This is a genomic window from Ensifer sp. GW823-FHT05D09, from assembly GCF_058795755.1.
The window spans coordinates 234,845-254,203 of sequence record NZ_JBXAIA010000001.1 but is presented as its reverse complement, the minus strand read 5'-3'; the positions used below and the strand labels follow the sequence as shown (position 1 = coordinate 254,203).

Annotated in this window: 21 protein-coding genes; 18 read left to right on the top strand and 3 right to left on the bottom strand. The window is 62.6% G+C overall.

The features are described from left to right. Positions 1 to 357: 357 nt before the first annotated feature. The 7 genes from AC1Q80_RS01285 to AC1Q80_RS01255 all read left to right on the top strand — a co-directional run bounded on the left by AC1Q80_RS01285 (position 358) and on the right by AC1Q80_RS01255 (position 8,845). Entirely contained in the window at positions 358 to 732 is a 375-nt protein-coding gene (locus AC1Q80_RS01285) for a septal ring lytic transglycosylase RlpA family protein (RefSeq protein ID WP_077503071.1), read from the top strand. 155 nt (positions 733 to 887) lie between these two features. Continuing rightward, the gene (locus AC1Q80_RS01280; RefSeq protein ID WP_492359433.1) at positions 888 to 2,177 is read left to right on the top strand and encodes an RsmB/NOP family class I SAM-dependent RNA methyltransferase; all 1,290 of its coding nucleotides are present in this window, start codon (positions 888 to 890) and stop codon (positions 2,175 to 2,177) included. 198 nt (positions 2,178 to 2,375) lie between these two features. Beyond that, positions 2,376 to 3,656: an imelysin family protein gene (locus AC1Q80_RS01275; RefSeq protein ID WP_492359432.1), complete on the top strand. Its 1,281-nt coding sequence runs from the start codon at positions 2,376 to 2,378 to the stop codon at positions 3,654 to 3,656. Positions 3,657 to 3,704: 48 nt separating this feature from the next. Next, positions 3,705 to 5,246, top strand: a complete 1,542-nt coding sequence (locus AC1Q80_RS01270) for a di-heme oxidoreductase family protein (RefSeq protein ID WP_492359431.1) — start codon at positions 3,705 to 3,707, stop codon at positions 5,244 to 5,246. Next, positions 5,246 to 6,370 carry an imelysin family protein gene (locus tag AC1Q80_RS01265; protein ID WP_492359430.1) on the top strand — a complete coding sequence of 375 codons (1,125 nt, stop codon included), beginning with the start codon at positions 5,246 to 5,248 and terminating at the stop codon, positions 6,368 to 6,370. The genes AC1Q80_RS01270 and AC1Q80_RS01265 overlap by 1 nt, the downstream gene beginning before the upstream one ends. 310 nt (positions 6,371 to 6,680) lie before the next feature. Next, complete coding sequence (locus tag AC1Q80_RS01260; protein WP_173418730.1) at positions 6,681 to 7,670, top strand: magnesium transporter CorA family protein; 990 nt, start codon at positions 6,681 to 6,683, stop codon at positions 7,668 to 7,670. Between the two features lie 83 nt (positions 7,671 to 7,753). After that, positions 7,754 to 8,845: a DUF1513 domain-containing protein gene (locus tag AC1Q80_RS01255; RefSeq protein WP_492359429.1), complete on the top strand. Its 1,092-nt coding sequence runs from the start codon at positions 7,754 to 7,756 to the stop codon at positions 8,843 to 8,845. A gap of 9 nt (positions 8,846 to 8,854) precedes the next feature. Here the strand turns inward: AC1Q80_RS01255 and AC1Q80_RS01250 are convergent, their stop codons facing one another. Beyond that, positions 8,855 to 9,409, bottom strand: coding sequence for a GNAT family N-acetyltransferase (locus tag AC1Q80_RS01250; RefSeq protein ID WP_492359428.1), 555 nt, complete (start codon positions 9,407 to 9,409; stop codon positions 8,855 to 8,857). A gap of 83 nt (positions 9,410 to 9,492) precedes the next feature. On the opposite strand from AC1Q80_RS01250, the gene AC1Q80_RS01245 reads away from it, so the two are divergent. The 5 genes from AC1Q80_RS01245 to AC1Q80_RS01225 all read left to right on the top strand — a co-directional run bounded on the left by AC1Q80_RS01245 (position 9,493) and on the right by AC1Q80_RS01225 (position 13,535). Continuing rightward, positions 9,493 to 9,945, top strand: coding sequence for a TspO/MBR family protein (locus AC1Q80_RS01245; protein ID WP_492359427.1), 453 nt, complete (start codon positions 9,493 to 9,495; stop codon positions 9,943 to 9,945). 85 nt (positions 9,946 to 10,030) lie between these two features. Then, on the top strand, positions 10,031 to 10,483 hold the full coding sequence (locus AC1Q80_RS01240; protein ID WP_492359426.1) for a PaaI family thioesterase: 453 nt from the start codon (positions 10,031 to 10,033) through the stop codon (positions 10,481 to 10,483). Further along, positions 10,480 to 11,118: a 5'-methylthioadenosine/S-adenosylhomocysteine nucleosidase gene (locus AC1Q80_RS01235; protein ID WP_492359425.1), complete on the top strand. Its 639-nt coding sequence runs from the start codon at positions 10,480 to 10,482 to the stop codon at positions 11,116 to 11,118. The genes AC1Q80_RS01240 and AC1Q80_RS01235 overlap by 4 nt, the downstream gene beginning before the upstream one ends. A gap of 94 nt (positions 11,119 to 11,212) precedes the next feature. Next, positions 11,213 to 12,775, top strand: coding sequence for a glutamine-hydrolyzing GMP synthase (gene guaA, locus AC1Q80_RS01230; protein ID WP_492359424.1), 1,563 nt, complete (start codon positions 11,213 to 11,215; stop codon positions 12,773 to 12,775). Positions 12,776 to 12,794: 19 nt separating this feature from the next. Continuing rightward, a complete protein-coding gene (locus AC1Q80_RS01225; protein ID WP_492359423.1) occupies positions 12,795 to 13,535 on the top strand; it encodes a class I SAM-dependent methyltransferase in 741 nt (246 codons plus the stop codon). Between the two features lie 92 nt (positions 13,536 to 13,627). Here the strand turns inward: AC1Q80_RS01225 and AC1Q80_RS01220 are convergent, their stop codons facing one another. Beyond that, entirely contained in the window at positions 13,628 to 14,200 is a 573-nt protein-coding gene (locus AC1Q80_RS01220) for a TetR/AcrR family transcriptional regulator (protein ID WP_492359842.1), read from the bottom strand. A 136-nt stretch (positions 14,201 to 14,336) separates the two neighbouring features. On the opposite strand from AC1Q80_RS01220, the gene AC1Q80_RS01215 reads away from it, so the two are divergent. The 6 genes from AC1Q80_RS01215 (at position 14,337) to AC1Q80_RS01190 (ending at position 18,544) form a co-directional block, all read left to right on the top strand. Beyond that, complete coding sequence (locus tag AC1Q80_RS01215; RefSeq protein ID WP_492359422.1) at positions 14,337 to 15,392, top strand: SDR family oxidoreductase; 1,056 nt, start codon at positions 14,337 to 14,339, stop codon at positions 15,390 to 15,392. Positions 15,393 to 15,467: 75 nt separating this feature from the next. Then, positions 15,468 to 15,872 (top strand): nuclear transport factor 2 family protein, encoded by a 405-nt coding sequence (locus AC1Q80_RS01210; RefSeq protein ID WP_492359421.1) that lies wholly within the window; start codon positions 15,468 to 15,470, stop codon positions 15,870 to 15,872. A gap of 186 nt (positions 15,873 to 16,058) precedes the next feature. Next, entirely contained in the window at positions 16,059 to 16,388 is a 330-nt protein-coding gene (locus AC1Q80_RS01205) for an ArsR/SmtB family transcription factor (protein WP_173418719.1), read from the top strand. Next, positions 16,385 to 16,849 (top strand): SRPBCC family protein, encoded by a 465-nt coding sequence (locus tag AC1Q80_RS01200; protein WP_492359420.1) that lies wholly within the window; start codon positions 16,385 to 16,387, stop codon positions 16,847 to 16,849. Before AC1Q80_RS01205 ends, AC1Q80_RS01200 begins: the two co-directional genes overlap by 4 nt. A 207-nt stretch (positions 16,850 to 17,056) precedes the next feature. Next, a complete protein-coding gene (locus AC1Q80_RS01195; protein WP_173418717.1) occupies positions 17,057 to 17,470 on the top strand; it encodes a GFA family protein in 414 nt (137 codons plus the stop codon). Between the two features lie 162 nt (positions 17,471 to 17,632). Then, positions 17,633 to 18,544, top strand: a complete 912-nt coding sequence (locus tag AC1Q80_RS01190; protein WP_492359419.1) for an alpha/beta fold hydrolase — start codon at positions 17,633 to 17,635, stop codon at positions 18,542 to 18,544. A gap of 110 nt (positions 18,545 to 18,654) precedes the next feature. On the opposite strand, the gene AC1Q80_RS01185 is transcribed toward AC1Q80_RS01190, so the two are convergent. Next, positions 18,655 to 19,281 carry a glutathione S-transferase family protein gene (locus AC1Q80_RS01185; protein ID WP_492359418.1) on the bottom strand — a complete coding sequence of 209 codons (627 nt, stop codon included), beginning with the start codon at positions 19,279 to 19,281 and terminating at the stop codon, positions 18,655 to 18,657. Positions 19,282 to 19,359: the final 78 nt, after the last annotated feature.

Here is a 19,359-nt window from a genome sequence, read left to right as displayed (position 1 = left end):
TTCATTCTATACTTTGTGAATTATGCGCAACCTTAGCGATAGTAGCGCGTTTTGAACCATTCGGATTCCCGGCGAATCGTTCAAATCGAAATTTTTAATGATTTTTATCGCGAGGCCGAGATCTCGGCGCACGTGCGTGCCGGCAATGATGTTCAACCGCTGATTCCAAAGAACTTCCGGGCATCATTTAAACTATTTCAAACAATCTTCGATTTTTAATTTTCGTCCTTTTTCAATAAATCCTAATAGAACGTAAATGGTTGAAGCACGTTTTCGCCATTTTTCGCCCCAATTACCGATCCTTGAAAGAATTAACCAAGAGCCTCTGCCCAAGGGCTCTAACCAAGGGTCGCCAGTTTGACGCCAGCGAAAATCAAGACTGTTGCCGCGGCAGCGCTGTTCACCGCCGGGATCGGCCTCGTTTCCGTTTCCGACAGCCAGGCAGCAGGCGCCGGCTGCGGTGGCGCCTCATGGTATGCGCTGACCTCCAAGACGGCTTCCGGCGAACGCATGAACGCCGCCCGCCTCACCGCCGCCCATCGCAGTCTGAAATTCGGCACCAAGGTGCAGGTCACCAACAAGCGCAACGGCAAGAGTGTCATCGTTCGCATCAACGATCGTGGGCCGTTCATCCGTGGCCGTGTGATCGATCTTTCCAAGGCAGCCGCCTCGCAGATCGGCATGATCAGCTCCGGCCACGCCAGCATCTGTTATCGAGTCGTCAATTCCTGATCACGGACTTCCGTCCGGCATCCGATCCGGGCGGTTCTGCTTTGATAAGTACTGTTCCCCGCGCTTATAACAACCAGCACTGATATTAATCCCGGCCAGCGTCTTGCTCTTCGATGCCATCGCCGCTACCACGGCGAAAAAGGAGTAGATCGAAGATGCGATTGGGCGGCAGGCTCGCTGGAGCCATTGAGGTTCTTGAGGATATCGAAAAGCGGAAGCGCCCGGTCGCCGACGCACTCAAGGACTGGGGCCTTTCCCATCGGTTCGCCGGCTCCGGCGATCGATCTGCGATCGGCAACATCGTCTATGACGCGCTTCGTATGAAGCTCTCCCACGCCTATCTGATGGACAGCGACAGCGCTGCGGCTCTCGGCCATGCGGTGATGTATCGACAATGGGGCTTTTCGCCCGAGAAGCTGGCCGCCGAACTCGACGGCGACAAGTTCGCGCCCGAGATGCCGTCTGCCGACATGGCGCAGGCTTTCGCCACCCGTCATCTCGAGGACGCTGCGCCTCACATCCAGGGCGACATTCCCGAATGGGTGCAAGCCTCCTTCGAGGAAAATTTTTCCGACGACTGGCTCGACGAGGCCAAGGCGCTTGCCGGCCGCCCGACGCTCGACCTGCGCGCCAATACGCTGAAGGCAACGCGCGCCAAGGTGCTGAAGGCGCTGGAGCGCAGCGGCGCGGAAGCTGCGACGATCGCACGCAACGGCATCCGTATTCCCGCCGGCGAAGGCGCCTCGCGCCTACCCAACGTCACTGCCGAGCTTTCCTTCCAGAAAGGCTGGTTCGAGGTTCAGGACGAGGGATCGCAGATCGTCGCCGACCTTGCCTTCCCACAGGAAGGCGAGCAGGTGCTCGACTATTGTGCCGGCGGCGGCGGCAAGACACTCGCGATGTCGGCAGCCATGAACAACAAGGGCCAGGTGCACGCCTACGACACCGACCGCAAGCGTCTCGCACCGATCATCGAGCGGCTGAAGCGCGCGGGAACGCGCAATGTCCAGGTGCACGAATCCACCGAGAGCCTGGCGCCGCTTGCCGGCCGTTTCGACCGGGTTCTCGTCGATGCACCCTGTACCGGCACCGGAACCTGGCGCCGTCGCCCCGACACCAAGTGGCGGCTCAACCAGAAGAACCTCGAAGAGCGCATCGCCCAGCAGGAAGAGGCGCTGGCAAGTGCGGCGCAGTTCGTGCGGCCAGGCGGACACCTGATCTACGTCACCTGCTCGGTCCTTCCCGAAGAGAACGAGGCGCAGGTCTACGGCTTCTGCGAGGACAATCCGGAATTCGAGATCCTGTCGGCCGCCGACATCTGGGCCGGGCTTTTCGGCACCGACAAGCCGCAGCCGTGGTCTGCCGACATGAAGACGGTGACGCTGACGCCGGCCTCGACCGGCACCGACGGCTTCTTCTTCTGCCTGATGCAGCGCAAGGGTTGATGGCTTTTGACAACAGTCAAAACACGCACATCAGATTGAAAACGTTCTAAACTATACACTTTGACACCAGTTTACTTTTGGTTCATGACAATCGGGCTCCGGCGGGTCGGCGGGGGATTTCTGACGACCCTTGCCGAGCGATGACGCCGTCCCGCGGTGTCCGTTCCGGTCCCGCCGGGAAAAGAACAGGAGAGGGTCATGACCAAGAATTTCATCCGCGCCGCGGCGCTGGCGCTCATGACGGCAACGTCGACGCTGGCCCTGCAGCCGGCACAGGCCGCCACCGATGCCGCCGCCGTCGTCAAGCACTACACCGTCGTTGCGCATGCCAAGTTCGAAGATGCGCTGATCACGGCTGAGGCGCTCGACAAGGCGATCGACGCGCTGATCGCGACCCCGAGCGAAGCGACGCTGAAGGCGGCGCGCGAAGCCTGGCTCAAGGCCCGCAACCCCTACCAGGAAACGGAAGTCTACCGCTTCGGCAACGCCATCGTTGACGAGTGGGAAGGCAAGGTCAACGCCTGGCCGCTGGACGAAGGCCTGATCGACTACGTCGATCCGAGCTACGGCAGCGAAAGCGACGAGAACGGCCTGTTCACCGCCAACGTGATCGCCAACAAGACGATCAAGATCGATGGCAAGGACGTCGATGCCACCAACATCACGCCGGAATTGCTGGCAGGCACCCTCCAGGAAGCCGGCGGCATCGAGGCGAACGTCGCCACGGGCTATCATGCGATCGAATTCCTGCTCTGGGGTCAGGACACGAACGGCACCAAGGCTGGCGCCGGCAACCGCCCCTACACCGATTACGACACCAAGGCCTGCACCGGCGGCAATTGCGATCGCCGTGCCGCCTATCTGAAGGCCGCCTCGGAACTGCTCGTCGCCGACCTCAAGGAAATGGTCGCCAACTGGACGCCGGATGGAGCTGCGACCAAGGCCGTCGAAGCCGACCCGAAGGCTGGGCTTACCGCCATCCTGACCGGCATGGGATCGCTCTCCTATGGCGAGCTTGCCGGTGAACGCATGAAGCTCGGCCTGCTCTTGCACGATCCGGAAGAAGAGCACGACTGCTTCTCCGACAACACCCACAACTCGCACCTGCATGACGCGATCGGCATCCAGTCGGCCTATACCGGCGACTATACCCGCGTCGACGGCACCAAGCTGACCGGCGCCTCGCTTTCCGAACTGGTTGCCGCCAAGGATGCGGCTCTCGACAAGGAAATGACCAAGGATCTGGCCACCACCGTCGAGAAGATGCAGGCGATGGCCAAGCGCGCCGAAACCGTCGAGGCCTACGACCAGATGATCGGCGAAGGCAATACCGAGGGTAATGCCACCGTCCAGGCTGCGATCGACGGCCTCATCGCCCAGGCCAAGACTGTGCAGCGCGTCATCGCTTCGCTCGATCTTGGAACAATTGAGCTTGAAGGTTCCGACAGCTTGGATAATCCTAACGCTGTGTTCCAATGAGTTGAAAAGGCGGGCCGCGTCGCAACAACGCGGCCCGATCCTCAGTCGATGAATGCACGGACTGTCCAATCCCTGTCGCGACAGCTCGCAGCGCTGCTCTGCCTGCTTGCAACATCCGTTGCAGCGTCCGACGACGCCTCCAACCTGCCACGGACGCGCGACGACCTTTCCGAATCCGACCGCAGCCGTATCGAAACCATCGTCCGGCCAACGACCGACTTCTCCAAAGCCGAACGATACGAAGCAATGTCCGGTGGCGCCGGCACCTCGATCGCCCCCGTCGACCAGGACAGCTTCACGCTGTTTTCCGCCAATCTTCCCTTCTCGGACGAGGAAGCCTTCAAGCTCGGCGATGCGCTCTTCGAGAAACTCTGGGTGTCATCGCCCTCCTCGACCCAGGCGTCGGATGGATTGGGGCCGCTCTACAACGCCCGGGCCTGTGAAAGCTGTCATCCGCGCGATGGGCGGGGCCGTCCGCCGGAGGGCTCGCCTGACGGCACATCGATGCTCTACCGTCTGGCGCGCGCGCCAAGCAATGAGCGCGAGCGCGAGATGGTGGCCAACTACGATCTGCCGAACTTTCCCGATCCCGTCTATGGTGGTCAGCTGCAGGATAGCGCCGTTCCAGGGCTTGCTGCGGAAGGTCAGATGAAAATGACCTACTCGGAGCTGCCGGTAACATTGGCCGACGGCGAACTCGTCTTCCTGCGCAAGCCAACCTACACGGTGACTGAGCTCGGTTATGGCGATCTCGACCCGACAACGACGCTCTCTCCTCGCGTGGCACCACAGATGATCGGTCTCGGGCTGATCGAAGCCATTCACGAGGCCGACATCCTGGCAGGCGCCGATCCCGACGATCGTGACGGCGACGGCATCAGCGGACGTGCGGCGCTTGCCCGCGACGGCGACACCGGCAACATCATGCTCGGCCGTTTCGGCTGGAAGGCGCAAAACCCGACGATACGGCAGCAGACAGCGGATGCCTTCGCGTCCGACATCGGCCTGTCGACGCCGGACGCCGACCGTAGCCACGGTGACTGCACCCAGGCGCAGACCGCCTGCCTTGCCATGCCCACTGGCGTGCAAGCACGCCTTGGCACGGTCGAGGCGCCTGATCCGGTGCTTGGTCTCGTGACTTTCTACACCGCCAACCTCGCCGTTCCTGCTCGCCGCCAGGCGAGCTTTCCCAAGACTTTGCGCGGCAAGCAGGTTTTCTACGACATCGGCTGCACCGCCTGCCATACGCCGAAATTCGTGACGCGCCGAGATGCCGGTCACAAGGCCCAGGCGTTTCAACTGATCTGGCCCTATTCCGATTTCCTGTTGCACGACATGGGCGAAGGCCTTGCCGATGGCCAGGCCGTGGGCAGCGCAAGCGGCAGCGAGTGGCGCACGCCGCCGCTCTGGGGCGTCGGCCTGACGAAAACTGTCAGCAGTCATACTTATCTGCTTCACGACGGGCGCGCCCGTAATTTTACGGAAGCCATCCTCTGGCACGGCGGCGAAGGGCAGGCTGCCCGCGACGCCTTCGCCCGCCTACCCACGCGCGACCGCCGTGACCTCATCGCATTCCTGGAGTCCCTTTGATGTCCCCCATGCCCTCGCTTGCCTTCGGCCTTGCGCTGACCGCCCTATCCCTGCCCGCCATGGCGCAGGAAGGAAGTGCGCTGTCGCCGCGCGTCGTCAACGAGGCTGCCGTGCCGGCCGTGATGGCGAAGGCGGTCGACGACTTCATCATTCCCGGCTACCGCAACCTGTCGGACAAGACCGCGGCGCTGACGAAGGCATCGGCAACCCTTTGTGAAACGCCGTCGATGGCGTCGAGGGAGAATGCGAAAGCCGCATTTTCCGAACTGGTAGAGGCCTGGTCCACGGTCGAAATCATCCGCCTTGGCCCGGCACTCGAGCAGAACCGTTTCGAGCGCTTTCTGTTCTACCCCGACCGCAAGAGTACGGGCCTGAAGCAGGTTCAGGCCATTCTTGCCAAGAAGGACGAGACGGCGACCGACGTTGCATCGCTCAAGGGCAAGAGCGTCGCGGCGCAAGGGCTGGGCGCACTGGAATATGTGCTCTACGGCAACGGCTCCGAGGTCTTGGCAAGCAAGGAAGGCGACTTCCGCTGCCGTTACGGCGTGGCGATCGCGCAGAACCTCAACATGATTGCCAACGAGTTCCTGGCGGAATGGCAAAAGCCCGACGGCATCCAGGCGGCCTGGAAGAAGCCCGGCCCAGGAAACCCTGAGTTTCGCGACAGCAAGGAAGCGGCAACCGAGCTGCTCGGCATTTTCGTGCACGGCGTAGAGATGGTGAAAGACCAGCGGCTGAAGCCGTTTTATGCCGGAACGGTCGACGGCGCGTCGGACAAGGGTCATCCGAAGTCGGCGATCTACTGGCGGTCGCAAAACACCATGCCCTCGATCGCCGCCAACTTCGCCGGCCTCAAGACCCTGTTCGACGTGGCCGACATGGAAAGCCTGCTGCCCGAGGACAGTCGTTCTGTCGCCGGGTCGGCGGACTTCGTCTTCAAGTCGGTGATCGGCATCTCGCAGACCATCGACGGTCCGATCGCTGATGCGATTGCCGACGACAAGAGCCGCGCCAAGCTCGATTTTCTGACCCTCAACACCGCCGATCTGCTCGGCCGGCTGAACAGGGATTTCGGCGGCGCCATCGGCCTTGGCGCCGGCTTCTCCTTTGCCGACGGCGACTGAGAAGGCAGCGTTGGACCGACTGCATGTTCGCTTAAATCGTCTTCGACCAAAGGCCAAAAAGATGCGGCGATTCAACGTGCCGCAGCGGCCGTTCCGCGCCTGAAAAGACGCACGGCTCTGGAGGTGTTGACAATACCCCCGTTTGGGCGCAAAGCGCTCCCCGTGTCCGCTCTCGCGGGCACGTTTCACCACAAGGATCAACTTGCAATGAACCCCGACAGTCGAAGTCGAGCCTTCATGCTCACGACCGTTCGGTCCTGATTGATCAGGGCTTCAAGGCGGTCGGATGACTCGCCCTATGGAGCCCAATATGCTGCGCATTTACAAAAGCCAGAACAGCCACCTCGTGCTCGTCGATATGCTCGACGGCCTCGCCTCGCCGTCTCAGGTCATCTGGTACGATCTGCTCAACCCGTCCGTGGAAGAGACCCGGCTGGTCCAGGGCCAGCTCGGCATCGAGATCCCGACCCGTGACGAAATGCAGGAAATCGAGCTGTCCGACCGGCTCTACCAGGAAGACGGCGCCCAGTTCATGACCATGACGGCGGTCGCCAAGCTCGACAGCGATTATCCGGTCAAGGTTCCCGTGACCTTCATCGTCAAGGGCGCGACGCTCGTGACCGTGCGCCACGCCGATCCGAAGCCGTTCCAGACCTATGCCAACCGGTTGCAGAAAGCCAACGGCCAGGCTTGCGAGTCGGGCGAACTGGTGATGCTGGGCCTTCTCGAAGCGATGATCGACCGTACCGCCGACGCGCTGGAGCGGGCCGGCAGCGAGGTCGACGGCATTTCGCGTGACGTGTTCCGCAAGACCAATGCCAGCGCCACCAAGAAAACGCGCGACCTGCAGTCGCTGATCGAGCAGATCGGCCAAAAGGGCGACCTGTTGACGATCGTGCGCGAAAGCCTCGTCAGCATCGGTCGCCTGGTTGCCTATCACGTCGCGCTCGAAGGCATCGGTCCGCGCAAGGCGGCAAAGGAAAGCCGGCAGCGGATCAAGCTGATCCAGCGGGATGCGACCTCGCTCGGCGACCACGCGCTGTTCCTGTCGAACAAGATCAACTTCCTGCTCGACGCGACCCTCGGCCTGATCAATCTGGAGCAGAACCAGATCATCAAGATCTTTTCGGTCGCCGCGGTCGTGTTCCTGCCGCCGACGCTGGTTGCCTCGATTTACGGCATGAACTTCGAGATCATGCCCGAGCTGCAATGGCGGTTCGGATACCCTTACGCCCTGGCGCTGATGGTGCTTTCGGCGATCGTGCCCTTCCTCTACTTCAAGCGGCGGGGCTGGCTCTGAACGCGTAATCTGCTACATCGTAGCGATAAGGACCGGCGGCGGAATTGCGCTGCCGGTCCGGTAAAATGGCAGGCGGGAATGGCATGGGCGCCACCACGGGTCTGATCGACCGACGCAACTTCATCAAGATGGCCGGCGCCGCCTGGGTGGCGACGCTTGGAGCTCGCGGCGCCTTTGCCCTTGAGCGCACCGACGCCATCTTCGCTTCCGCCTTCATGGCCCCGGACGGACGCTACGGCGTTGCCACGCTGACCGAGACCGGCGCGATCGTAGAGCGCACGGTGCTTCCGGCACGTGCCCACGGCATGACCCATTCGGCCGCCAGCAAGCGGATGGTGGCCTTCGCGCGCCGGCCCGGCACCTATGCGATGATCCTTTCGACCGACGGCAGCGCCGAACCGGTGGTCATTGCCGCCGCTGAAAGCCGGCACTTCTATGGCCATGGCTGCTTTTCCGCCGATGGCCGGCTGCTCTACGCCACCGAAAACGACTTTGCCGCCAACCGCGGCATGATCGGCATCTACGACGGCACCCGTGCCTTTGCCCGCATCGGCGAATTCCCGACCTACGGCATCGGCCCGCACGACATGACGCTGTCCGCCGATGGCCGGATGCTCGCCATCGCCAATGGCGGCATTGAGACCCATCCGGACTTCGGCCGGACCAAGCTCAATCTCGACCACATGGAGCCGAGCCTGACCTTGGTCGATACCGTGACCGGCGCTCTGATCCAGAAGCACACACTGCCTGCCGATCTCAGCCGGCTTTCCACCCGCCATGTCGATATCGGCCCGAACGGCGAGATCTGGTTTGCCTGCCAGTATGAGGGCGCGCGCGATGACCTGCCGCCGCTTGTCGGCCACTTCTCCCACGGCGAAGATCTTGCCTTCGTGTCGCTGCCCGAAAGCACGACCGCGGCGCTTGCCAATTATGTCGGCGCCATCGCCGTGAACCGGAACGAGGGCTTGATCGGCCTCACCTCGCCCAAGGGCGGCATTGCCGTGACGCTCGACGCGCGCACCGGCGTGGTGCTGAAGCAACAGCGCGTGACCGACGCCGCTGGTGTCGCCGCCGCCGATCACGGTTTTGCCGTTTCGTCCTATGACGGCCGCTTCAGGGACCATGAAAACCCCGTCGCCTGGGACCAGCATATCGTCCGGCTCGCTCGGTCCTGACCGCAGGCGTCAGGCCGAAAAGCGGTCTTCACCGGCGAGCTTCGCCAGGTTGTCCCATCGATAGGCGGTCTGGTCGTGGTTCTCGCCGCCGAGGCTCACCTGGCCATGGCCAACCGCGACGGCGCCCAGGCGCTCGTAGAATGCCCGGTTCGGATTGCTCGAAAGCACCCAGGCAAACAGCGACGCCGCCCGCATCTCCCGGCAGTGGGCTGCAACACTGCGCACCAGTGCCGAGCCGATGCCCGCCTGTTGAAACTCCTTCAAGACATAAAGCGCATAGAGTTCGCGATCGAACCGCGGCGGCATCGAGCGGGCCTTGCCGTAGTTGGCAAAGCCGATCACCCTGTTGGTGCTCATGTCGACCGCAGCCAGATGGAAGACGTCGGCAACGCGCATGCGCCGTGCATGACGCAGCGCCTGTTCCTCTATGCTCATGGCGTCGAGGAAGGCGTCGGAAATCAGCCCACGAAACGTCGATCGCCAGGTTTCGACGATGACGGAGGCGATCATCATGACGTCATCCGGTCCGGCCGGACGGATGTCGATGCGGCGGAAGCTTTTCATGGCAGAGATATAGGGAGCGCCTCGCCGCTTCGAAACGGCAGTCGATGCTGGAAAGCGCCGAAAGGCGCTCTATCTGTCGACGCATGAACAGAACCCTCGTCTACGCAGTCTTCATCGCGGCCGTCCTCGGCCTCGGGCTCCTCATCGGCTACAACAACATCCCCGGCGAATGGTACCAGGCGCTGGCAAAGCCGGCCTTCAATCCGCCCAACTGGATCTTCGCCCCCGTCTGGTCGATCCTCTACGTGATCATCGGCTTTGTCGGCGCCCGGCTGTTTCTCGACCATCGCCGCTCCGCCGCAATGCGATTGTGGCTGGCGCAGATGATCCTCAACTTCCTGTGGTCGCCGCTGTTCTTCGGCCTGCAGGACGTCTCCTCGGCGCTGATCGTCATCATCGCGCTGTTGATCGCCGTTGCCGGCGTCATCGTCGCAAGCTGGAACAGGGACCGCGTTTCGGCCCTGTTGTTCCTGCCCTATCTCGCCTGGGTGGCGTTTGCGACGGTGCTCAACGGCTCGATTTTCCTCATGAATTGAGCTTGTCGCACTGGTGCGGCCATGCCACTGTCCGTCGATCTGGAAGGCAAAGGGCCTTCCTCGACAACCAGGGCCGTAAAGACTGATGGACGACAGCGATCCCCCCGATTTCCGCAAGCGCATCCGGGAGAGCTTCGCGCGGCAGGCGGCGATGGAAACGATCGGCGCCGAACTGACGCTGGTCGAGCAGGGCACGGTCGAGATCGAACTGCCCTTCGACGACAAGCTGACGCAACAGCACGGCTTCCTGCATGCGGGCGTGATCTCCGCGGCGCTCGATGCGGCCGGCACCTATGCCGCCTACTCCGTCATCGACCCGGATGCCTCGATCCTGACGATCGAATTCAAGGTCAATCTTTTGTCGCCGGGACGCGGCGAACGCTTCCTTTTTCGCGGCGAAGTCACCAAGCCGGGCACGACGATCATCGTCTCCGACGGGCGCGGCTACGCAATCCGCTCGGACGGGCCGGCCAAGCTGATCGCCTCGATGACCGGAACGATGATGGTGATCCGCGGCCGCGAGGATATCGAAGGATGAGTTTTGCAATGAAGGATGTCGCCGGCCGCAAGGTTCTCTATGTCATGGCTGTCGATGCCGAATATGGCCCGCATCTGAGTGCCCGGTTCGCGCCGCTGATGACCGGCGTAGGCCCGGTCGAAGCCGCCGTGACGCTGACGAAGACGCTTTCCGGTCTTGCCGCCAAAGATGACCTTCCCGATCTTGTCGTCTCGCTCGGCTCGGCAGGTGCGGCCAGGCTCGAGCAGACCGAGGTCTATCAGGCGGTATCGGTCGGCTATCGCGACATGGACGCGTCGGCGCTCGGTTTCGAGAAGGGGGCGACGCCGTTTCTCGATCTTCCGGCCGTCGTGTCGCTGCCGCTGCGCATCCCAGGCGTCAAGGAAGCGAGGCTCTCGACCGGTGCCAACATCGTCTCCGGCATCGCCTATGACGGCATCGACGCCGACATGGTGGAGATGGAGACCTATGCGGTGCTGCGCGCCTGCCAGTCCTTCGATGTGCCGCTGATTGCGCTTCGCGGCATTTCCGACGGCAAGGCCGAGCTCAAGCATGTGAGCGACTGGACGGAGTATTTGCACGTCATCGACGAGAAGCTCGCCGGCGTCATCGACAGGCTCGAAGCGGCGATCGGCACCGGAGAGATCCGGCTCTGAAAGCCCGGGATTGTCGGGGTGCAATTGAATCGTTGCGCAGAAGACGGGCTTTGATTAAAGGCTCGCCATGATCAAGCTTGTTTGAAGGCCCGACATGACCCAGACAGCCCATCCCGACACCGTTCTTATCGTCGACTTCGGCAGCCAGGTGACGCAGCTCATCGCCAGGCGCGTGCGCGAATCCGGTGTTTATTGCGAAATCGTGCCGTTCCAGTCGGCGGAAGAAGGCTTTCAGCGGCTGAAGCCGAAGGCCATCATCCTCTCCGGCAGCCCGGCCTCCACCCTCGATATCGGCTCGCCGCGCGCGCCGCAGGTGATCTTCGATTCCGGCCTGCCGGTGTTCGGCATCTGCTACGGCCAGCAGACCATCTGCGCCCAGCTCGGCGGCAAGGTCGAGAGCGGCCACCACCGCGAATTCGGCCGTGCCTTCCTCGAAGTCGAAAAGGACTGTGCGCTGTTCGATGGCGTCTGGTCGCTCGGCTCGCGCCATCAGGTGTGGATGTCGCATGGCGACCGCGTCACGGCGATCCCGGAAGGCTTCGAAGTCGTTGCCACCTCGGCCAACGCACCGTTCGCCTTCATCGCCGACGAGAAGCGCAAGTACTACGCGGTGCAGTTCCACCCGGAAGTGGTTCACACGCCCGACGGCGCCAAGCTGATCGCCAATTTCGTGCACAAGATCGCCGGCATCAAGGGCGACTGGTCGATGTCGGCCTACCGTGCCAAGGCGGTGGACGCGATCCGCAAACAGGTCGGCGACAAGAAGGTCATCTGCGCGCTTTCGGGCGGCGTCGACAGCTCGGTCGCGGCTCTCCTGATTCACGAGGCGGTCGGCGACCAGCTGACCTGCATCCTCGTCGACCACGGCCTGATGCGCAAGGACGAGGCGAAGAACGTCGTCGCCATGTTCGAGGAGCACTATAACCTGCACCTGCTGCACGTCGACGCTTCCGACCGCTTCATCGGCGAACTGGAAGGCCAGAGCGACCCGGAGACCAAGCGCAAGATCATCGGCCGCCTGTTCATTGAGGTGTTCGAGGAAGAGGCAAAGAAGCTCGGCGGCGCGGATTTCCTCGCCCAGGGCACGCTCTACCCCGACGTCATCGAAAGCGTCTCCTTCACCGGCGGCCCGTCGGTGACGATCAAGTCGCACCACAATGTCGGCGGCCTGCCGGAACGCATGAACATGCAACTGGTCGAACCGCTGCGCGAACTGTTCAAGGACGAGGTCCGGGTGCTTGGCCGTGAACTCGGTCTGCCCGACAGCTTCATCGGCCGCCATCCCTTCCCGGGTCCGGGCCTTGCCATCCGCTGCCCGGGTGGCATCAGCCGCGAGAAGCTCGAGATCCTGCGCGAAGCGGATGCGATCTATCTCGACGAAATCCGCAAGGCTGGCCTCTACGACGCCATCTGGCAGGCCTTCGCCGTGCTGCTTCCGGTCCAGACCGTCGGCGTCATGGGCGACGGCCGCACCTACGAGTTCGTCTGCGCACTGCGCGCTGTCACCTCCGTCGACGGCATGACCGCCGACTTCTACCACTACGACATGGAATTCCTCGGCCGCGCGGCGACGCGCATCATCAACGAGGTCCGTGGCATCAACCGCGTGGTCTACGACGTCACGTCGAAGCCGCCCGGCACGATCGAGTGGGAGTGATCCGGTCATCTCGGTGCTGATGGACAAACTCTATAACGATGCAAGTCTTGTAGAGTTCTATGACATCGAGAACGGCTGGACCGCCGATAGCGAATATCTCAAGACCTTGGCTGCCGGCCGCACCTCGATCCTCGATCTCGGGTGCGGCACCGGCCTCCTGGCGGCGGCTCTTGCGCAAGAGGGCGTCACACAGGTCGTCGGCGTCGACCCGGCCGCAGCGATGCTCGATGTCGCAAGGCAGAGACCAGGCGGTGACCGCGTGCGTTGGGTCGAAGGCGACGGGCGAACCGTCCGCCTTGGAGAGACCTTCGACCTGGTGCTGCTCAGCGGCCACGCTTTCCAGGTCTTTCTCACCCGAGACGATCAGCTTGCAGCTCTGAAGACCATCGCCGCGCATCTCTCCCCGCAAGGACATTTCATCTTCGACAGCCGAAATCCTGTGGTCGAGGAATGGAAGGAATGGACACCGGCCTTGTCCGAGCGAGCGATCGTCCATCCTGATCTGGGCGACGTGCTCGCCTGGAACGACGTCCGGCATGACCCCGATACCGGCGTCGTGGAATACGATACGTTCTACCGGGTCGCCGCCGACGGACGCACCTTCTCGGCGCAGTCGAAAATCGCCTTCCCGTCATACGAAGACCTTCTCTCGATGACGGAGGAAGCGGGCCTCGTCGTCGAACAATGGCTTGGTGGCTGGGATGGCAGGCCGTTCGAGGCAACGACACCGGAGATCATTCCCATCGGTCGCCGGCGTTAGCCGAACCCTTCCACAACGCCCGTCAGCGTCAGCCAAGTCCCATCTGGGTCAGCATTTGCGTGGGTGCGCCCCTCCGTGGCGCGCCGGACCGGCTAACCAGAGATCGGGCGTGGCGACAGCGCCGCACGCAGGAGCCGCATGAGCAGCCTGGTGTCGTCGCCAGCGCCGGGCTCCGCGCCGCGCATTTCCTTGATGCCGCTCATCGCCGCGAGAATTATGCCGGCAAGATTGGCGGGCTCGGTATCAACCGCGCCCAGGTTGATTTCCCCCTTGTCCGCAGCTTCGCGCAAAGCCAGCGATATCAGGTCGAGGAAGCGTTGCCGCGTCTCCAGCGTAATATCGGCAGCCAGCGCCATATTGATCTCGAACAGTTCCCTTGCATCCGCACTGGCGCCGAGAGGAACGATCAGCCCCCTTTGAAAAGTCGTGACCGCCGCTTCGATGCGGTCGAAAACGCTGACCTGCGCTTTCAACGCCACCTCGACCTCGGTCATCGTTTGCCTGTGCGCGCGGGCGGAACCGGCCCGAAACACGTCCTCCTTGCTGCTGAAGCTGAGATAGAGCGAGGCCCGCGAAATCCCGGCAGCGCGCGCGATGTCGGCCATCGTCGTCTTGCGAAAGCCATAGCGTACGAACACCGGCAATGCGGCATCTAGGATCAGCATCGTTTTTGGATCGGTCGATATCATTGAGACACATTGACACTTTGGGTCCAAGGTGTCAAAGAGACACTTAGACACATTAGGTCCATTTGTCCAATTCAAAAAAGCCGCCATTCCGGCATGGCCAGAAGGAGCCTCGATGCGCATTGCCGAAACAGAAGGCCGAGAGGACACCGTGCTGGTCACGGGCATCGGCGGATTTCTCGCGGGCCATCTGGCCCTGCAATTGCTCAAGCGCGGCTATCGGGTTCGAGGCAGCCTGCGGAACATGGGAAAGTGCGAGGCCATCCGAAACCAGCTTGGCGCGCATGCGCCGGGCGAAGTGCAGCAGCTTGGCTTCGTCCAAGCCGATCTGGATTCAGAAGAGGGTTGGCGTGAGGCCGTCGAAGGGTGCCGCTATGTCATTCACACGGCATCGCCGTTTCCGCCGGGCTTTCCTGAAAATGAGCAGGCGCTGATCGAGACGGCGCGCGAAGGCGCGCTACGTGTCCTCGCGGCCGCACACCGGGCCCGTGTCGAGCGGGTCGTTCTGACATCGTCCGTTGCCGCCACCAATCACGGCGACGGGCATGCGCCCTTTACCGAAGACAACTGGACCGATCCGGATAGCCCGCGGGCGACACCCTACTACAAGTCAAAAACCCTGACCGAGCGCGCCGCCTGGACATTCGCGCACGAGACCGGCATCGATCTCGCCGTCATCAATCCGAGCGTGATCCTCGGTCCGCTGCTCGGGCACGATTTCGGGACATCCGTCGGATTGATCCATCATCTGATGACGGGCCGTTTCGAAGGTATCCCCCGCTTCGGCTTTTCGGTCGTGGACGCACGCGACGTTGCCGATGCTCATATCGCGGCGATGACCAACCCCGCCGCCGGCGGCCAGCGCTTCATTGTCGGCGGCCGATTTTTCTGGCTGAAGGAATTGGTCGCCCTGCTGGCGCGCGCCTTTCCCGAGCATGCCGCACGGCTGCCGGTCGGAGAAGTTCCCGACGAGATCATTCGCGCGATGGCTGCGACCGATCCCAACGCCCGCACGATCGTTCACGAGCTTAACCGCGACCTCAGCGTCGATGCGTCGAAGGCCAGGCGCATGCTGAACTGGCGCCCACGCCCGGAGGAGGAATGCATCTGCGCCAGCGCGCAAAGCCTCATCGCCCTGGGGCTGGTGCCCGCCGTTTCGATCGGCGCATAGGATCGCCCCTTGGCGGCAGGATTGACGATATTGGGGAGATCAGTGATCTCCCATCCCTTGAGACGGAGACGACCCATGACGCAAGCAGAAGCCGACATCACACGACAGGCGCATGACGCCGAGACCCTGCGGGAGACGGAGCGGGCCCGGCTGCGCGCCCTGGTCAGCGCCGATGTCGCGCTGGCGCGCCAGTTTCACGCTGACGACTTCCAGCTGATAACGCCGATCGGCCTATCGCTTTCAAGAGACGCGTATCTGGGAGCGATTGCGGCCGGCCGGATCAAATACCTCTCGTGGCAGCCGACCGAGATGGCCGTACGCCTCTATGAACAGTCTGCAGTCATCCACTATCGCGCCCAGCTCGAAGTCGTGTTTGACGGGCACACCGTCCCGCGCAGCGACTACTGGCACACCGATGCATACGAATATCGTGACGGCAGGTGGATGGTGGTGTGGTCGCAGGCGACCGCAATCCGCTAGCGTTCAGCGCGGCAAGCGCCTTGTCCGTTTGCGGAGCGATCGTCGAAGAATGCATAGGGGGGCGGCCCGCGGCCTGCTCCTTTTTTCGTTGCCGATATCGGCCTGGCACTTAGGGACCGCCGCGACGACAACATATCAAAAACAATAGTATTGACTAATCAATCAGCGCGCACTAATGATTCTATCATGATTGAAGCTGCACCCGTTACCGCCATCATGCGCGCCCTTGCCGATCCGACCCGGCGCGCCGTGTTCGAGCGCATCGCCGATGCCGACGAGATCACCGTGGTCGAGCTGACGCGCGGCAGCGGCGTGACGCAAGGCGCCATTTCGCAGCACCTCAAATCGTTGAAGCAAGCGGGCCTCGTCACCGAGCGCCCCGAGGGCCGCAACGTCTACTACCGCGCCCAGCCGGAGGGCCTCGAGCCGCTGGTCGACTGGATGAGCCATTACGGCGTCTTCTGGCGCGAACGGTTTGCAAATCTGCGCACTCTCTTGAAGGAGATCGATCCATGAACGAAATCGCGTTGCAGCCCGAAACGCAGGACATCGCGGTCGACGAGGTCTTCCCTCACAGCCCGGAGACGATCTGGAAGACGCTGACGAGCGGCGCCTTGATGAGCCGCTGGATGATGGTCCCGACAGGTTTCGAAGCGGTCGAAGGCAACCGTTTCACCTTCCAGACCACAGCGGCCGGCGAATGGGATGGCGTCATCCACTGCAAGGTGTTGGAGGTCCGACCCAATGAGCGCTTCGTTTACGCCTGGAAAGGCGGACACGAGGGCAACATCGGCTATGGCTCCCGCCTCGAAACGGTCGTCACCTGGACGCTTTCGAAGGTCGACGGCGGCACTCGCCTCAGGCTCGTCCATTCCGGCTTCGTGACGCCACGCAACGACACGGCTTTCAAGAACATGAGCCAGGGCTGGACGAAAGTTCTTTCGAAGATCGGCGCCGTCACCGACGAACAGAGCTGATCGCGTCGCGCAGACTGCGCGCCGTTTGCAGGCCGGACCAGCAGGACGTCGGATCGTCGCACGCACCGAGCGGCGGCTATCCCGCGCGTGCACCGATATCGGGGCCGGGCCTGCCCCAAACATTCTGAAGCAGTGGAAGAGAACGGCCAGCGTCGCCGATCGCTGCAGCACGCCTTGGCTTTACGCACCCGACCCAGGAGGAATGAGATGAGCAAGACCTATATCGGTGGATGTGCCTGCGGCGCGATCCGCTACGAAATCTCCGGAGAACCGATTTTCTCGAACGACTGCCAGTGTCGCGACTGCCAGCAGGAGAGCGGCACCGGGCACGGATCACACCTGAGCTTCAGGCGGGACGGCGTGAAGCTCGAAGGCGAGGCAGCGCACTGGGACATGGTCGCCGATAGTGGCAACGTGAAGACGCGGGCCTTTTGTCCCACCTGCGGTTCGCCTGTTTACATGACCTTTGCCGCGATGCCCGACGTCTTCACCGTGCGCGCAGCGAGCCTCGACGATCCGAGCCGCTACAAGCCCGACGCGGTCACCTACGGATCACGCGGCTATCCCTGGGATCACCTCGACCCGGCGCTGCCGAAGTTCGACACGATGCCGCCGAGGTAGCGGTGTCCGCCATCACGGCGGATCTCAACCAGCGCGCTGTTTGGCGTTCGGGACTACCGAACAGTAAGTCCGCCTTCTGGCGGCTAGTTCGAACAGCGCGCGACTGTCATGTTCTCTCCATCGAAACGCCATTCGGCAGACGCCGACAAACAGGAGAGACCCATGCTTCGTTCCTTCGTCACCGCTGCCACTATCGCCTTTGCCGTCCCGGCACTGGCGGACATCAAGCCCTATCCCCCGATCTTTACGACGGAGGACATCGCCACCAACGGCACGACCCTTCACGTGCGTGTCGGCGGCTCGGGCCCAACGGTCGTGCTCTTGCATGGCTACGGCGAGACTGGCGACATGTGGGTTCCGCTTGCCGCCGAGCTTGCCCGCGATCACCGCGTCATCGTGCCCGACCTCAGGGGCATGGGGCTCTCGCAAAAGCCGGCCACCGGCTATGACAAGAAAACAGAAGCGCAGGATATTGCCGGCGTGCTCGACGCATTGAAGGTCGACAAGGCCGATGTGGTGGCGCACGACATCGGCAACATGGTCGGCTACGCCTTTGCCGCACAGTATCCCGGGCGAACGACGAGGCTGGTACTGATGGACGCGCCGCTGCCCGGCGTCGGCCCCTGGGACGAAATCCTGAAAAGCCCGCTGCTCTGGCATTTCCGTTTCGGCGGGCCTGACATGGAACGCCTCGTTGCCGGTCGCGAGCGCATCTACCTCGATCGTTTCTGGAACGAATTCTCCGCAGACCCGAAAAAGTGGAACGAGGCATCGCGTGAGCACTATGCCAAGCTCTATGCCCAGCCGGGCGCAATGCGGGCTGGTTTTGCCCAGTTCGCCGCCTTCGACCAGGACGTCATCGACAACCAGGGCTTCCTGAAATTGGGCAAGCTCGGCATGCCGGTGCTGGCGATCGGTGGCGAGAAATCCTTCGGCCCGACCATGGCGGTCGTTGCCCGCGCGGCCGCAGATAATGTTACCGAGGTGGTCATCCCCGCATCCGGCCATTGGCTGATGGAGGAACAACCCGAGGCGACGGTGAAGGCGATCCGCAGCTTTCTCGATAAAGAATGATCGAGCACCTTATGTGAGCCCGACATTGGCGTGACCGGCGCAAGAGCTTTGTGCCGGCCCTGCTGCGCATTGCGTCCGGTATGCTGCCAGTCGGCCCGCTCGGTTCGGCCTTACGTTGGTGCAATGAAAGGCTGGCTGATCGCCTGGAACACGGGGAGTGCCTCCAACTTTTCGGCATGCGCTCGCAGGGCAGGATAGTTGGAAATCGCGATCAGCTCAGGGTGGACTTCGCACAGGAAACGCAGGACCACCGCCACGGCGATATCCGCATGACCGATATGCTCCCCGAACCAGAATTCCTGAGTTCCCTCCGCACGCCCCGCCTCCAGGACGGCAAGCGTCGCTTCGATCTGGCGGCGGCAGCGATCGACCCAGAGAGCGGAGACTTCGCTGTGCAGGCGTTTTTCATAGAACAGGCTGACGGCCTTGTCGCCGACCCCGCTGGCGAACGCCGCGATCCTTAGCGCCCGATGGCGTGATGGCTCGGACCTTGGAAACATCACGTGGCCAACGGGAACAAGGCCGTCGAGATAGTCGATGATGATGTGGCTGTCGACCAGCGCGGTTCCGTCGTCCAGCACCAGGGTCGGCACGCGCGTCAGCGGGTTGTAGGCGCGCAGCCTGTCCGCATCACCGAAGGAGGACCAAGGGCGATGCTCGAATTCCATGCCGTAAAGCGTGAGCGCGATGCCGACGCGGCGAACGAAGGGGGAGTCGTATTGGCCGATCAGGATCATCTGCGAACTCCCTCTTGTGCGAACGAGACCAGAAGACACCCGTCGCACGGCAAAAGTCAAAGCCTCGCTCCGCCCGCT